Source organism: Stenotrophomonas sp. STEN056 (assembly GCF_056759635.1).
In genome coordinates this window covers 15,082-31,341 of sequence record NZ_JBRRDL010000034.1, presented here as the reverse complement: position 1 = coordinate 31,341, position 16,260 = coordinate 15,082, and the positions used below count along the sequence as shown (strand labels likewise).

11 protein-coding genes are annotated in these 16,260 nt (G+C 62.4%); 4 read left to right on the top strand and 7 right to left on the bottom strand.

Features of this window, described 5'->3' with window-relative positions:
• Positions 1-128: 128 nt before the first annotated feature.
• The 7 genes from ACVOLO_RS15190 to dnaA all read right to left on the bottom strand — a co-directional run bounded on the left by ACVOLO_RS15190 (position 129) and on the right by dnaA (position 10,885).
• On the bottom strand, positions 129-1,319 hold the full coding sequence (locus ACVOLO_RS15190; protein WP_481571152.1) for a tetratricopeptide repeat protein: 1,191 nt from the start codon (positions 1,317-1,319) through the stop codon (positions 129-131).
• A 130-nt stretch (positions 1,320-1,449) separates the two neighbouring features.
• Positions 1,450-2,256, bottom strand: coding sequence for a M48 family metallopeptidase (locus ACVOLO_RS15185; protein ID WP_481571151.1), 807 nt, complete (start codon positions 2,254-2,256; stop codon positions 1,450-1,452).
• A gap of 72 nt (positions 2,257-2,328) precedes the next feature.
• Positions 2,329-3,165, bottom strand: a complete 837-nt coding sequence (locus tag ACVOLO_RS15180) for a CPBP family intramembrane glutamic endopeptidase (RefSeq protein ID WP_481571150.1) — start codon at positions 3,163-3,165, stop codon at positions 2,329-2,331.
• A gap of 82 nt (positions 3,166-3,247) precedes the next feature.
• Positions 3,248-5,707, bottom strand: coding sequence for a DNA topoisomerase (ATP-hydrolyzing) subunit B (gene gyrB / locus ACVOLO_RS15175; protein ID WP_481571149.1), 2,460 nt, complete (start codon positions 5,705-5,707; stop codon positions 3,248-3,250).
• A 112-nt stretch (positions 5,708-5,819) separates the two neighbouring features.
• Complete coding sequence (gene recF / locus ACVOLO_RS15170) at positions 5,820-6,914, bottom strand: DNA replication/repair protein RecF (RefSeq protein ID WP_481571148.1); 1,095 nt, start codon at positions 6,912-6,914, stop codon at positions 5,820-5,822.
• Between the two features lie 1,172 nt (positions 6,915-8,086).
• Complete coding sequence (gene dnaN / locus ACVOLO_RS15165) at positions 8,087-9,184, bottom strand: DNA polymerase III subunit beta (protein WP_481571147.1); 1,098 nt, start codon at positions 9,182-9,184, stop codon at positions 8,087-8,089.
• Positions 9,185-9,553: 369 nt separating this feature from the next.
• Positions 9,554-10,885 (bottom strand): chromosomal replication initiator protein DnaA, encoded by a 1,332-nt coding sequence (gene dnaA / locus ACVOLO_RS15160; RefSeq protein WP_481571146.1) that lies wholly within the window; start codon positions 10,883-10,885, stop codon positions 9,554-9,556.
• Between the two features lie 254 nt (positions 10,886-11,139).
• Between dnaA and rpmH the strand changes: the two genes are divergently transcribed.
• From rpmH to ACVOLO_RS15140, 4 genes are all read left to right on the top strand, one after another.
• Positions 11,140-11,280: a 50S ribosomal protein L34 gene (gene rpmH / locus ACVOLO_RS15155; RefSeq protein WP_006404565.1), complete on the top strand. Its 141-nt coding sequence runs from the start codon at positions 11,140-11,142 to the stop codon at positions 11,278-11,280.
• A gap of 5 nt (positions 11,281-11,285) precedes the next feature.
• Entirely contained in the window at positions 11,286-11,780 is a 495-nt protein-coding gene (rnpA, locus tag ACVOLO_RS15150) for a ribonuclease P protein component (RefSeq protein WP_481571167.1), read from the top strand.
• Positions 11,780-13,489, top strand: coding sequence for a membrane protein insertase YidC (gene yidC, locus ACVOLO_RS15145; protein ID WP_481571145.1), 1,710 nt, complete (start codon positions 11,780-11,782; stop codon positions 13,487-13,489). Before rnpA ends, yidC begins: the two co-directional genes overlap by 1 nt.
• Before the next feature lie 87 nt (positions 13,490-13,576).
• The gene (locus ACVOLO_RS15140) at positions 13,577-16,258 is read left to right on the top strand and encodes a polysaccharide deacetylase family protein (RefSeq protein ID WP_481571144.1); all 2,682 of its coding nucleotides are present in this window, start codon (positions 13,577-13,579) and stop codon (positions 16,256-16,258) included.
• The last annotated feature ends 2 nt before the right edge of the window (positions 16,259-16,260 follow it).

Here is a 16,260-nt window from a genome sequence, read left to right as displayed (position 1 = left end):
TGGGGCCGGAACGACGGTGTTTTGTCGCCCCTGATTCAGCGGTGCATGACACCGCAGGAACCTCCAAGCTTATACCAATCCTGACCAGCTGCGCATCACAAATACAGCTGTTCAGGCGTTATTCCTGCTTACTTCAGGTTGATGATTTTGTCCGCGTCGGCCGGGTTTTTCACGCCCTTGGCCTTGGCGTCGCGTGCAGCCTGCTTTGCTTCGGGAATACGCCCTTCGGCATGCAGGACACGTGCCAGATTCAGGTAGGTTTCGCCGTCCTTGGACAACGGCGCGGCATTACGCCATGCCTCGATCGCCTGTGGCACCTGCTCGGTGTAGTAATACGACTGTGCCAGCGCCAGGTAGGTCTGGTAGTCCGGCTTGAGGATGCCCTTGGACATGCCCTCGTTGATCACCGCAATGACGTCCCGTTCCTTGTTGTCGGTGTTGGCGTAGATCGAATACAGCTGCTTGTATTCGCGCTCTTCGGTGAGCTGTCCAGCCGCGCGCAGTGCATCCATCACCGCAGCAGCCTTGTCCATCTGGTCGGCCTGCATGTACATGCTGGCCAGGTTGAGCTGGGCCTTCTTGTCGGACGGGTTCCTGGCAGCCAGTGCCTCGGCTTCCTTCACGGCCTCGCCGGTCTGGCCAGCCTCGGCGTAGGCGGCCATCAACAGCTGGTTCCAGTTGTCCTTCGGCTCGGGCGAGGCAGCGATGGCGGCCTTCAGCACCGGAATGGCCTCGGCGTACTTTTCGCTCTGGTACAGCGCCTGGCCCTTGATGATCAGTTCTTCGGGCTTGTTCGACTTGGACTCGGCGAAGTACTTGTCCAGGTTGGCCAGGCCTTCGGCGTACTGGTCGTCCTGCAGCTGCAACTGGGCCAGCATCAGCAGGGCCTGGTAGTGGCCGTTGTTGTCCAGCGCGTTGAGGGTGATGGCCTGCTGCAGGTACTGCTTGGCAGCGGCGTTGTCTTCCAGGTTGTAAGCGGCCTGCGAAGCCAGCTGGTTGGCAACGGCCTTGTCGTATTCGTTGGCATCGGCAGCGGCGATGATTTCATCGGCCAGCGTGCGGGTCTCCGCGTACTCGTCCTTGTTGTAGGCCGCGAACAGCTTGTTGAGCTTGCTGCCCATCTTCGAGGAGGCCTTGGCCTTGGGTTCTTCGCGGGTGGCTTCCGGGAACAGCACCTGGGCCTTGGCCGAACCACGATTGCCACGCTCGCTGCGCTCGCTCGAACGCGACTGCGCCGAGGCGTCAGCCACCACAACACCACCAAGCGCGGTCGCGACAAGGACGGAAAGCACGGCTTGTTTAGGGCTGCGGAAAATCATGGTTCACCTCGTTGAAACCGCCGGGGCGGCAAGAATTCGGACAGTCGGAAAGAAACCGAGCTCGCAAACGTATCAGAAATTATTTGACGGAGAAATCACTTCCGATGGTGTACTGCAACATTCCCGCGGGTCATCCGCATCTGGGGGTGATCCCGGATTGCCGGGCCTGCCGGTAAATGGGTTCGAGCGCGGGGGCGTCACGTTGCAGTTCGCGGATGCGATTGGCCGGGTCCGGGTGGGTGGACAACCACTGCGGTGAACGGTTTCCGCTCGCCGCCATCATGTTCTGCCACAGGTTGACGGCCTGGGCGGGGTCGAATCCGGCGCGGGCCATCAGTTGCTGGCCAACAACGTCGGCCTCGCTTTCCTGGGTGCGTGAACCCGGCAACAGGAACATGGTCTGTGCGCCCATGCCACCGAGCTGGCTCACGGTGCTGGCCGCGCCTTCGCCATAGGCCGCGCCTGCCAAGGCACTGGCTACCTGCAGCAGCCCGGACGCGCCCATCTGCTTGGTGATGCGCTCCTCGTGATGGCGCGAGATCACATGGCCAATTTCATGGCCGATAACCGCTGCAAGCTGGTCCTGGTTGCGGGCCACGGTGAGGATGCCGGTATTCACGCCAACCTTGCCGCCGGGCAGGGCGAAGGCATTGGGTTCCTTGTCGACGAAGACGGCCGTTTCCCAGCGTACGCCACGGTATTGAGGCGGCAGTTGCGCCACCAGTGCGTTGACCACGCACTGCACGTAAGCGTTCTGCCTGCTGTCCCGGTTGACGGTTTCCTTGGCCTTGGTCTCGGCAAACGCCTGGGCGCCGAGCTGGTCCAGCTGCTGCTGCGAAACACCGCCCACCACCTGTCGTCGCCCGGTAGGAGACGTGGTCGTCGCACATGCGCTCAGGACGCAGGCTGCAGTAAAGGCAAGGATGACAGCTTTCATGGAAGAACCCCCACATTCATGGCAGCAGTGTGCGAGCGCACTGCTTAATTTTTCGTCAATCGCGACGAACAATCATTGCGCGCCAAACAGCACCAATGCCGCCAGGGCAATGGCATTGTTGATCGAGTGTGCGCCGATGGCGGCCCAGAGCGTGCCGGTATGGCGGTACAACCAGGCAAACGCCGCGCCCATTCCACCGTAGATCAGCCACAACTGCAGCATCGCCGGCAAGGTGTTGGGGCTGGTTCCGGGGATTTCGTGGACCAGGGCAAATGCGGCACTGCTGAGCAGCATGCCCAGCCAGGGCCGGTCAGCGGCCCACAGGCGCCCAAAAAACACACGCCGGAACAGCAGTTCTTCGTAGGCAGGTGCCAGAAACACGGCAAAGGCCACCAGGAACGCGGGGTAATTGGCCAGGGCCTGTTCCATCAGTGGCAGGTTGGTCGGCACCGGCTCGATACCCAACTGCTTGGCAATGGCGCCGATCAGGCTGCTGCCGGCAAACACTCCAGCAGCGACCAATACGGTCCAGCCCCAGGTTGCCGGGCGCAATGCGGCCTGTCGGGACTGTGCGCGTTCGCTGGGCGTTGCCCGGCGCCGCCAGAAGTACAGCAGCAAGGCCGCACCGCCAGTTCCGATCAAGGCAATCAGCATCTGCGCAAGGGCGCCCGGCTGGCCCATCAGGGTTGCAATGTCTGCGGCGGCAGGGGCGCCTTCGCCGGTGCGCGCGGCCTCCATGCCCACCTGCACGCCGCGCCAGAGCCCCCAGACCATGCTGCACGCCAGGCTCAAACCGAGAAGGGCACCGATGGCGATCAGCAGATCCAGGCCGAAACCTGCCACGGGCGAACCGGAGCGACGGGCGGCGGGAGTAGGGGATGAAACCGGAACCGAGGGAGGTAGGGACATCGCGGGCCTGTGGAGAACAGCTGACGGGCAAAAAAAACGGGCGCCGCGAGAAGCAGGCGCCCGCTGTTGCATCCGGATTGTGTCAGATATCCAGATTCATGACCTTCAGCGCGTTGTCCTCGATGAAGTCGCGGCGCGGCTCGACCACATCGCCCATCAAGGTGCTGAAAATCTGGTCGGCTTCCACGGCATCTTCAATGCGAACCTGCAGCAGCCGGCGCGTATCCGGATTCACCGTGGTATCCCACAACTGTTCCGGGTTCATTTCACCCAGGCCCTTGAATCGCTGGATCTGCCTGCCCTTCTTGGCTTCATCCATCAACCAGGCCTGGGCCTGGGCGAAGCCGGTGACTTCGGTGCTCTTGTTGCCGCGGCTGATGGTCGCGCCCTCGCGGATCAAACCGTGCAGCAGCTGCGAAGCCTGATGCAACGGGCGCAGGTCGCCGGATTCAAATGCGGCAAGCGGCAACACCTGGGTGTGCTCTTCGCCCATGTGACGACGGGTGACCAGCACCGCTGCCGGCCGCTGCTCGTTGGGTTCCTGCAGCACCAGGGTGAAACGCGGCGTGCCCAGGCTGCCCTGGTTCAGGCGCTTGGCCAGCGCATCCAGGCCTTCGCCTTCACCGGCACTGCGCAGGTTCTGCAGATCCATCGGGGTGAAATCAACCAGCATTTCCAGCAGGCCGCGGTCGTAGCGGTGCGCATTGCGGTCAATGGCATCCTGCGCGCTGGCGTAGGTCAGCAACAGCTTTTCCAGCGCCACGCCTTCGATCGGCGGCTCGCCGGTGGCCGGGACCAGTGCCGCGTTTTCCACCGCACTGTTGGCCAGGTAGGCATCCAGTGCCGGGTCGTCCTTGAGGTACAGCTCGGTCTTGCCCTGCTTGATCTTGTACAGCGGCGGCAGGCCAATGTAGACGTAGCCACGCTCGATCAGCTCCGGCATCTGCCGGTAGAAGAACGTCAACAGCAGCGTGCGGATATGCGCGCCGTCGACGTCGGCGTCGGTCATGATGATGATCTTGTGGTAACGCAGCTTGTCCGGGTTGTACTCGTCGCGGCCAATGCCGGTGCCCAGCGCGGTGATCAACGTACCGACCTGGTCCGAGGCCAGCATGCGGTCGAAGCGGGCACGTTCCACGTTGAGGATCTTGCCGCGCAACGGCAGCACCGCCTGATTCTTGCGGTTGCGGCCCTGCTTGGCCGAACCACCTGCCGAGTCACCCTCGACGATGAACAGTTCGGACAGCGCAGGATCCTTCTCCTGGCAATCGGCCAACTTGCCCGGCAGACCGGCGATGTCCAGCGCGCCCTTGCGGCGGGTCAGATCGCGGGCCTTGCGCGCGGCTTCACGGGCGCGGGCCGCATCGACAATCTTGCCGGCGATGGCCTTGGCTTCGTTCGGGTTCTCCTGCAGGAACTCTTCCAGGCGCGCACCAAAGGCGTTTTCAACCGCCGGGCGGACGTCGGAGCTGACCAATTTTTCCTTGGTCTGGCTGGAGAAGCTCGGATCCGGCACCTTCACCGACAGCACCGCGATCATGCCTTCGCGCATGTCATCGCCGGTCAGGCTGATCTTGGCCTGCTTGGCGATGCCGTTCTGCTCGATGTAGTTGTTCAACACGCGCGTCAGCGCCGCGCGGAAACCGGCAAGGTGAGTACCGCCGTCCTTCTGCGGGATGTTGTTGGTGAAGCAGTACATCGTTTCCTGGTAGGAATCGGTCCACTGCAGCGCCACTTCCACGGTGATGCCGCTGTGCTCGCCGGTCACCGAGATGACGTTGGGATGCAGCGGGGTCTTCAGCTGCGCCAGGTGCTCCACAAAACTACGGATGCCGCCCTCGTAGTGGAAGTCGTCGCGACGGCCTTCGCCACGCTCGTCGTTCAAAACGATCTTGACGCCGGAATTCAGGAACGAGAGCTCACGCAGGCGGCGTGCCAGCACCTCGTAATGGAATTCCACATTGCTGTTGAACGCCTTCACCGACGGCCAGAAACGCAGGGTCGTGCCGCGCTTGGTCGTGGCTTCGAGTTTCTGCAACGGACCCAGGGCCGCACCGTCGCTGTATTCCTGCTGGTAGTGGAAGCCACCCTGGAAGATATCCAGCAGCAGTTTTTCCGACAGGGCGTTGACCACACTGACACCGACGCCGTGCAGGCCACCGGAAACCTTGTAGCTGTTGTCGTCGAACTTGCCACCGGCGTGCAGGACAGTCATCACCACTTCGGCCGCGGACACTTCGCGGTCGAGCTTCTTGCTCATCTGCTCGTGCTTGCCAACCGGAATGCCGCGACCATTGTCCGATACCGACACTGAGCCATCGGCATGGATGGTGACGGTAACGTTGTCCGCATGGCCAGCCAGCGCTTCGTCGATCGAGTTGTCGACAACCTCGAACACCATGTGGTGCAGGCCGGTGCCGTCATGGACGTCGCCGATGTACATGCCTGGCCGCTTACGGACAGCTTCCAAGCCTTCCAATGCGGTGATGCTGTTGGCGTCGTAGTTGCCGTTACTGGCCGGGATGTTCTGTTCTTCGGTCATTGCGCTTGCCATGGGCTCCGCAGAGTCATGCGCCTGCCCGGGGGACAGGTACATGAGGAATAGGGGATTACGTCCCGATTATACCCCTCGGGCGGATTTCCGCCCTGAAGGGTCAATCTGCTGTCTGAATCGTGCCATGTTCCACGTGGAACACAGCGGCTGGCCGCAATTCGGCCTCCAGCGCCGGCGGGATTTCCGTTGCCGTAATGAAGACCTGGGCCGGCGTCGCGGCCAAGCGCTGCAGCACACGTTGCTGGTGGTTCCTGTCCAACTCCGAACCCAGGTCATCCAGCGCAATCACCGGCCATTCCCCACGCTCGGCGGCGTAGTCATCGGCCTGAGCCAACAAACAGGCCAGTGCCGTGAGCTTTGCCTGCCCGCGGGAGAGCGCATCGCGCCCCGGAATCTGGGCAAACCCCACCGTCCAATCGGCCCTGTGCGGACCCACGGAGGTATAGCCGACCGAGCGGTCACGTTCGCGCGCCAGCAGCAGGGCATCTGCCAGAGACATTTCGTTGCGGCGCCAGCCCGGCTGCAGTTCCATCGATTGCAACTGCAGGCCCGGGGCCAGCTCGGCGGCCAGGGCTACCGCACGCTCCTGCAAGCGCTCCAGGTATTGCTGCCGACGGGACGTCAAAGGTGTTCCGGCCTGCGCCAGCTCCCAATCCCAAGCATCCAGCTGTTTTCCGGAGGCCCCTGCCTTGAGCAGCGTATTACGCTGCTTCAATGCCCGCGTGTACCGGCGCCAGAGCGGGAGGAAGTCAGGTTCCACGTGGAACAACCCCCAATCGATGAAACGCCGACGCGGTTCACTGCCGCCACTGACCAATGCATGGCTGCCTGGCTCGAATGTCACCACGGCCAGCGCGGCGCAAAGCGTACCCAGTTGCGGAACATCTTCTCCGTCCAGCCGTCCTTTCCAGGTTTGCCCACTGTGGCGCAGCCCGGCACGGCGCAGTGCAGCGCCTCCATGGGCGGTTTCCTGCCATTCCACGAACACATCGAGGCCATCGGCGCCCTTCTGCACCAAGCCATCCCTTACCCGGCCACGAAAACTGCGGCCGTAGGCCATCAGATGCAGCGCCTCAAGCAGGCTGGTTTTACCCGCACCATTGGCGCCGGTGATCAGATTCAGACCTGGGCGGGGCGCCAATTCCACCGAATCGAACCGGCGCACGCGGTTCAGGGCAACACGGACGATATGCATTGACGCTCGAAAGGATCGCGATGCCGCTACGGCATTCGTGGCAGGCAGGGATGCAGCTTACGGCATTGGCCCTTATTCAGCAGGCACGGCAGGCCTGCGATGAATGCTGGCAATCGGTGCCACGTGGAACACCCTCCAATTCCTTCGAATCTGAGCAGTCCAGTGAGGAGCAGCCCTGCAGATTTCATCAAATCTCAGCCGTTTTCCGCGCCGGGATAGGTCCGGGTACAAACCCTGTGTATAAGTGGGGCAATCTGTGGATAATTTTGCCGTTCAAGGCACATCTGCACCTTATCCCAAGATATCCACAGGCTGGAGGCCCTGTTTTACAGGGGGTTTCAGTGGCACTAATCCCATTTAAAACAGCCACTTAAGCTAGTTTTACATAAAATCTGCCTCTACCATCACCACCAAGCTTTTGATTTATTCTCAGATTTAAAGCATAGAGCTGAGAAAAGCGCAGCCAGAAAGCCTCAGAACAAACCGCCCCGAATCTTTGAAATCTGGATCGTGGAGCTGCTGCCCGTTCTCCAGATTTCATGAAATCCGGGGGAGGTTGGATCCGCGGGTTCCAGCGATCTGGTCGGTTCTTTGCAGCCGCTCCTGGAAAGCCCCCTGATTTCTTGAAATCTGATCGATAGACCAAGGGCATTGCTCCCGGATTTCACAGATTCAGGCTCTGAGCGAAGTCGTCTGCCCGAGATCCCGGCAGGATTTGTCCCAGGATATGAGTTCCAAGTGGCCCCGGCCTCCGGTATCGCGGCTCTACCGGAGGTCCTTGGCCGTTTCTGCAATGGTTCCTATCAACGTTGCACCTCTGTGCATCCGGCGACTTTTGGCATGCCTGGAATCGCAACGATCAGATCGCAGGTGGGCGCTGGAATCTACCTGGAACTGGGCGCTGCCAATTCAAGGCAACAAACGGGTGGGTCTTTACCCGGGGGGCCTTTCTTGAAACAGGGGGGAGACAACAGTCGGCCCCAAGAAGGGCTGAGTTCAGGACCCGCGCGTCCACGCAGAGCGATCTGCTCATGAAGCAGGAGCGGGGTACCTGAGCGGCTGAAAGTTTTGACGCCTGTTCCCCCTGTTCCACGTGGAACGTCTCAAACAAGTGGCAAAGAAAAAGCCCGGCTATGCGCCGGGCTTCTTGTGTTTCACGTGGAACCTGCCGGTCAGAGACGCAACGGCATCACCACGTGGCGCGACTTCTCGCTGCTGGCTTCACGCACCAACGCCGAGGAGTTGGAATCGCGCAGCTGGATTACGACATGCTCATCCCGCAGTGCGGACAGGGCATCCAGCAGGTAGTTCACGTTAAAGCCGATGGCCAGGTCGCTGACGTCGGTATCGGCCTCGATTTCTTCCTGCGCCTCTTCCTGTTCCGGGTTGTGTGCGCTCAACTTCAGCTGCCCGGGGGTCACTTCGACGCGAACGCCGCGGTACTTCTCGTTCGACAGAATGGCCGCACGCTGCAGCGAGGCACGCAGCATTTCGCGGTCAACCTTCACTTCGCGGTCGGCGCCAATCGGAATCACTGCTTCGTAATCCGGGAAACGGCCGTCGATCAGCTTGGAAGTGAAGGTGACATCGTCGCGCTTCACGCGAATGTGGCTGCGGCCGACTTCCAGCTCAACTTCGCGGTCGCCGCCCTCCAGCAGGCGCTGCAGTTCGGTCACGCCCTTGCGCGGAACAATGATCTGGCGCTTGCCGGTGCTGGTTTCCAGCGAGGTTTCGCACAACGCCAGGCGGTGGCCATCGGTGGCCACGCAGCGCAGGGTCTTGTCGCGCAGGTCGAACAACAGGCCGTTGAGGTAATAACGGACGTCCTGCTGCGCCATCGCGAATGCGGTGCGCTCGATCAGCTCCTTCAACGCGGCTTCCGGCACGGCAACGCGCTCGGTCGCTTCGACCTCGTCAACCGAGGGGAAATCGTTGGCCGGCAAGGTCGCCAGGGTGAAGCGGCTGCGGCCGGCCTGCACCGTGATCTTGTCGCCGGCCTGGGAAACCGTGATGCGGCTGCCGTCGGGCAGGGCGCGGATGATTTCGAACAACTTGCGCGCCGGAATCGTGGTTTCACCGTCCTGGGCGTCTTCGACCGCGATGCGGGAGACCATCTCCACTTCCAGGTCGGTGCCGGTCAGTGACAACTGGCCGCCCTGCACCTGAACCAGGAAATTGGCCAGAACCGGAAGAGTCTGGCGGCGTTCAACCACGTTGACGACCTGGGCCAACGGCTTGAGAAAGGCTTCGCGCTGCAGTGTGAAACGCATGTGGTTTCGTGCCCCTATGCTCTTAAAGATGTGGGTTAAATCTAAAGCTTGGTGGTGCTGGTAGAGCCAGATTTCGCCTAAAACAAGCTTAAGTGTTTGTTTTTAAATGAGTTTCAATCTTTGAAACCCATGTATTACTGGCCTGGAACCGGAGGGGGAAGCTGTGGATAAATCGGGCTCCGAAAAACCAACTGATTTTATCCACAGACTCTCCCGTCGTTACCCCCGAATCATGCACCGTTTTGTGCGATGACGCCTCTGTGGCGTCGGTGCATCATTCGTCCCACTTCCCGCCCTTGGCTTCCGGTGACCTGATGACTGACTCACGCAACCTGGCAATGCGCCGGTCTTTGGATCACCTGCAAAGCGCTACTCGCTGAGTTTGCGGATGAGCTTGTCCCAGTCCTCGCGCAGCTTGCCGTCGGCTTCCATCAGCGTTCTGATCTGGCGGCAGGCATGCAGCACGGTGGTGTGGTCACGGCCGGCAAAGGCATCGCCGATTTCCGGGAGGCTGTGTTCGGTCAGCTCCTTGGTCAGCGCCATGGCGACCTGGCGCGGACGGGCCAGCGAGCGGGTCCGGCGCTTGGACAGCAGATCCTTGATCTGCAGCCCGTAGTAATCGGCCACGATCTTCTGGATGTTGGGAATGCTGATCGCCTGCTGCTGGGCACGCAGCAGATCGCGCAGGGTTTCCTGGGCGAATTCGGTGGTGATGGCACGGCCGGTGAAGTTGGCGCGCGCGGTCAGCGTATTGAGCGCACCTTCCAGGTCACGGACGTTGGAGCGCATCTTCTTGGCGATCAGGAAGGCGACGTCATCGGGGATTTCAGCGCCACGTTCCAGTGCTTTTGCCAGCACGATGGCGGCACGGGTTTCAAAATCCGGCGGCTCGATGGCCACCGACAAACCCCAGGCCAGGCGCGACTTCAAGCGCGCTTCCAGGCCTTCCACCTCGCGCGGATAGCGGTCGCAGGTCAGGATGATCTGCTGCTTGCCATCGAACAACGCATTGAACGTGTGGAAAAACTCTTCCTGGGTGCGGTCCTTGCCGGCGAAGAACTGGATGTCATCAATCAGCAGCGCGTCCACCTGCTGGAATTGGCGCTTGAACTGGTCCATGGTTTTTTCCTGCAGCGCTCGGATCATGGCGCTGAAGAACTGTTCCGAACGCAGATAGAGCACCTTGGCCGCCGGATTGGCCTGTCGCATCGCATTGCCGGCAGCCAGCATCAAGTGGGTCTTGCCCAGGCCGGTACCGCCGTACAGCAACAGCGGGTTGTGCGCGCGGTCGCCGGGCTTCTGCGCCGCCTGGAACGCGGCCGCCAGCCCCAGCTGGTTGCTGCGGCCTTCAACGAAATTGGTGAAGGTGTAATGCGAATCCAGGTTGCCATTGAATGGCACCACCGGGGCGGCGGGCGCGGCCGGCACGCCGGGCGGGGGCGACAACGGCGCCGGTTCGGCGACACGCGGGCGCGAGCCGATTTCCAGCACCACCTCGCCGAAACCGGCGAAATGGGCCAGCAATTCAGAAATGCGCGACAGGTAACGCTCGCGCACCTGCTCGACAATGAAGGCATTGGGCGCATACAGCACGAGGCTGTCGGCACGTTGGTCGGCCTGTAACGGCTTCAACCAGGTGTGGACATCTTCCGGCGGGAATTCCGCCTCAAGACGCTCAAGGCAAAGGGACCATGCATCCATCAGAAATAATCATCAAAGGCCTTGTCAGCCGGGCGCAGAAAGCCGCCGGGCCACAGGCCGGGAAGGGGGAAAGTGGATGGCGCAGACTACCACCGCAGGCCGGATGCGGGAATGCTTGTCCCGGTTTTATTCACAGGATCATCCACAAGCTATGCACCGGCCCGTGAAATCCATGCGTGTCACAAGCTTGACGAGGCGGGGGGGAGCTCTATAGAATTTCCGGTTCTTTCCGTCTCATTCATACAGGTGCCCCCATGGCCACCAAGCGCACGTTCCAACCCAGCAACCTCAAGCGCAAGCGCGATCACGGCTTCCGCGCTCGTATGAAGACCGCTGACGGCCGCAAGATCCTGTCGCGTCGCCGCGCCAAGGGCCGCAAAGTCCTCAGCGCTTGATTGCGTTGCCGCTTCCTGCGGCAAATGCAAGTCCGATTGTGAGCAGTGACTTCCCGCGCAAGCGATTCCCTCGCTCTGCGCGGGTTTGTACGCGTGCCGAATATTCAACGGTCTTCAACGGCGCCCGCCGTGTGTCCGATCCTTTGATGACACTCCACTGGCTGAAAGGGGATACCCCCGCCCGGCTGGGCATGGCTGTGTCACGCAAGGTGGATACGCGTGCGGTCGGCCGTAACCGTATCAAGCGTGTGTTGCGCGATGCAACACGCCATCTTTTGCCGTGTCTGGCTGCCGGCGACTACGTTGTCGTGGCCCGTTCGGCGGCGAAGACTGCGGACAATCAACAGATCCGTGAGGCGTTTGAACGCCTGTTGCGCCGTGCCGGCGCATTGCCCCCTGCGGGCGCGGACGGCACAATGCCGCCGCGCGAGGGTGTCAATCCTCTTCCTTCTTTGAATGCGCCGGACACCTCCTCCGGTCGAGCCGAGCCTGCCTGCTGATGAACCAGACCCGTGTATTCCTGATTTTTGCCTGGCTGATGGTGGCCGTGCTGTTGTGGATGGAATGGGGTCGCGAGAAGAACGCGCCGGATCCGGCGACCGTTGCGGCAACCCAGCCGGCCGTCCCGGCCGCCACCGATGCGGACCTGGCATTGCCGACCGCTGGCAACGTGCCACAGGCCACGGTGCCGGGGCAGGCGCCGGCGGTTGCAGGCGTGGAGGCAACCACGGCCGCCGCCGCACGGCGCGTGACCGTCACCACCGACGTGCTCAAGCTGGTGCTCGACGGCCGCAGCGTGCTGGACGCTGACCTGCTGCAGTTCCCGCAGACCAAGGCCGCCGGCAGCCCGCCGGTGCAGCTGCTGACCGAGGACAAGGCGCATCCGTACAGCGCCACCGCCGGTTGGGCCAGCCAGGCCAATTCGCCGGTACCGGGCGCGACCGGCTTCCAGCCGGCACCGGGCGTCACCGAGGTGGTGCTGGCCGACGGCCAGGCCGAAGTGCAGGTGCCGTTCGTGTGGAACGGCCCCAACGGCGTCAGCATCCACCGTACCTATACCTTCAAGCGCGGTGATTACGCCGTCAGCGTGAAGGACGAGGTGGTCAACACCGGCACCACGTCGTGGCAGGGCTATGTGTTCCGCAAGCTCGACCGCGTGCCGCCGGTGATCAGCAAGGGCATGACCAACCCGGATTCCTTCAGCTTCAACGGCGCTACCTGGTACAGCCCGGAAGAAGGCTACGAGCGTCGCGCTTTCTCCGACTACCTGGACGACGGCAAGCTCAGCCGCACCATCACAGGTGGTTGGGTGGCCATGCTGCAGCACCACTTCTTCACCGCATGGATTCCGCAGGCCGACCAGTCCTCGCTGTACCTGCTTGAGCAGAACGGTCCGCGTCATGTGATCGAAGCGCGCGGTCCGGGTTTCACCGTGGCGCCGGGGCAGAAGGTCAGCACCGAAGCGCGCCTGTGGGTGGGCCCGAAGCTGGTCAACCAGATTGCCAAGGAAGACGTGAAGGGCCTGGACCGCGTGGTCGATTACAGCCGCTTCTCGATCATGGCGATCATCGGCCAGGGCCTGTTCTGGGTGATGAACCAGGTGCACAAGCTGGTCGGCAACTGGGGCTGGGCGATCATCGGCCTGGTGATCCTGCTGAAGCTGGCGTTGTTCCCCCTGGCCAATGCGCAGTTCAAGTCGCAGGCCAAGATGCGCAAGTTCCAGCCGCGCATTGCGCAGCTCAAGGAGCGCTACGGCGACGACAAGCAGAAGTTCCAGACGGCAATGATGGAGCTGTACAAGAAGGAGAAGATCAATCCGCTGGGGGGCTGCCTGCCGCTGCTGATCCAGATGCCGATCTTCTTCGCCCTGTACTGGGTGCTGGTGGAGTCGGTGGAACTGCGCCAGGCGCCGTGGCTGGGCTGGATCCAGGATCTGACCGCGCGTGATCCGTACTTCATCCTGCCGCTGATCAACATCGCGGTGATGTGGTTCACCCAGAAGCTGACGCCTGCGGTGGGCATGGACCCGATGCAGCAGAAGATGATGCAGTTCATGCCGCTGGTGTTCGGCGTGATGATGGCCTTCATGCCGTCGGGCCTGGTGCTGTACTGGGTGGTCAACGGTGGCCTGAGCCTGCTGCAGCAGTGGCTGATGATCAAGAAGCACGGCCAGGACATCCCGGCGCCGGCCAAGGTCGAAGCCAAGTAAGTGCAAAAGCCCGCCGCAAGGCGGGCTTTTCGCATGCGGCGTTAGAATCGCCGCACCTTCCGCTTGTTGAACGAGCCCGAGCCCGCCATGCCCCGTGTGTCGCTGTCGCCCCGCCTGTTGTTGCCGTCGTTGCTGCTCACCCTGGCTGTTGCCGCCTGCAGCAGGAACGAAGATGCGATGACGCCGGCCGGGACCGTGACCCAGCCCAGCGCGCAGGCCGCGGCGGCGGCCGACCCGGCGGCAGCACCGTTGCTGAGTGCGCTGCAGAAGCAGTTGGACGGGCATCGCCGCATCATCGTGTTGCTGGCTGACGAAGCGCAGCAATCGGCAGCGGACCGCAACACCTCCAGCCGCGTGGGCCAGCAGTTGTTCCATGACGGGCTTGAGCAGCGCGTGGCCATTGCCGGCCAGTTCGACACGCTGCTGCGCAGCACCAGCCCGCAGCGTTTTGCCACGCTGGGCACGGTGCTGGATTACGTCGAATCCTCGCCGGAGCTGTATGACGCGGACCGCCTGGCGTTCCGCGAAATCCTGCGTGACCTGCATGCGCGCGTCGGTACGGATTCGTCCCTGCCGACGGTGAAACTGCACCAGCGCATCGGCGAAGACCTGGAAGCGCTGGATGCGATCGAGCGCAACTACAACCAGGAAATCACCCGCATTTTCAGCCGTTTCGAGCGCACCCGCGCCATCGAACTGAAGCGCGAAAAGTGGGACGACTACATTGCGCATCTGCAGACGCAGTACAGCCGCGAGGCGATCCTGCGCGACTACGGCGTGATCGAGCCGTATCCGATGTCGATGAAGGACAGCGAGCGCGAGATCTTCGGCCGCGACCTGCCTGCAAAAACCGTGGTGCTCACTTTCGATGATGGCCCGCACAAGGCCTATACCGATGAAGTGGTGGCCATCCTCAAGCGTTACGACGTGCCCGGCGTGTTCTTTGAAGTGGGCCGCAACCTTGGCACAGTGCAGGCCGATGGCAAGGTGAAACTGGGGCCGATGGCCGGCATCAGCCGCAACCTGATGGAGCAGGGGTATGCGGTGGGCAACCACAGCCTCACCCACGCGCAGTTGTCGCGCACCAGTGGCGATGCGCTGCGTGAGCAGGTGCTGGCCACCGATACCTTGCTCAAAGGTGTGGATAACCGGCGTGCGCCGCTGTTCCGCTTCCCGTATGGCGCGCGCAATGCCGAAGGCCTGCAGTTGCTGGGCGAGGCCGGGCTGAAGTCGATCATGTGGAACATCGACTCGATGGACTGGGCCGACCCGGTACCGGAGTCGATCGTGCAGCGCGTGATCGAGCAGGTACAGAAGGAACAGAAGGGCATCATCCTGTTCCATGACATCCACGACCGCGCGGTGAAGGCGCTGCCGCAGATCCTGGACCGGCTGATTGCCGACGGGTATCAATTTGCCGGCTGGAACGGCCGTGATTTCAGCGTCAGCCGCGCACGCAAGGGCACGAACAACGATGCCACCGTCACCACCGGCTACGAGAAATCCTGGGCGATCGTGATCGGCATCGACGAGTACGCCAAATGGCCGCAGCTCGAATACGCCAGCCATGACGCGCAGGCCATTGCCGACACGCTGACCGGCCAGTTCGGCTTCCCGTCCTCGCAGGTGATCGTGCTGAAGAACCAGCAGGCCACGCGCAACAACATCCTGGCCGCATTCCACGACCGCCTGGCCGACGAGCGCACCGGCAAAAACGACCGCGTGTTTGTGTTCTTCGCCGGCCACGGCGCCACCCGCCAGCTCGCCTCCGGGCGCGACCTGGGCTACATCATTCCGGTGGATTCGGACCCCAACGAATTCGCCACCGATGCCATCGCGATGACCGACATCCAGAACATCGCCGAGAGTATGCGCGCCAAGCACGTGATGTTTGTGATGGATGCCTGCTACAGCGGCCTGGGCTTGACCCGCGGTGGGCCGTCGTCATCGGCCTTCCTGCGCGAGAACGCACGCCGCAGTGCGCGGCAGATGCTGACCGCCGGTGGTGCTGACCAGCAGGTGGCCGACAGTGGCCCGAACGGCCATTCGATCTTTACCTGGGTGCTGTTGCAGGCGCTCGGTGGCAAGGGCGACCTCAACGGTGATGGCTTGATCACCGGCACCGAACTGGCCGCGTATGTGGCGCCGGCCGTGTCGGCGGTGTCGCGACAGACGCCGGCGTTCGGCAGCCTGCCGGGCTCGCAGGGCGGTGAATTCGTGTTCCAGGTGCCGGACAGCCAGGAATACCTCACTGCCGATACACGCCAGCTTTCGGCCGATGCCATTGCCTTGAACAATCGCGTCGATGCCGTGCAGGACGCCAAGAATGAAGGCGAAACGCCGGTGACCGTGGCCGATCTGCAGGGCGGCAAGAACACGCTGGTGGTGCCAGCGGCGGCGCCGGCATCGGACCGCCGCCGTGCGCAGCAGGCCAATGATCGCGGCCTGCAGTTGTACCGCGAGAAGCGCTATGACGAAGCCGTCGCCGAATTCACCGAAGCCCTGAAGCTGCGCCCGGATTTCGCCCAGGCAGCCAACAATCTCGGCTTTGTCTACTACCGCCAGCAGCGTTACGCCGAAGCGGCGCGTTGGCTGGAGAACACCTTGAAGATCGATCCCTCGCGCGCGGTGGCGTATCTCAACCTGGGCGATGCGTACTTCAACGCTGGCGACAACGCCAAGGCCAAGCAGGCCTATAGCACCTACCTGGAGCTGCAGCCGCAGGGCAGCGGCGCGGCGCAGGCCCGTTCGCAATTGCAGAAGCTGTAAAC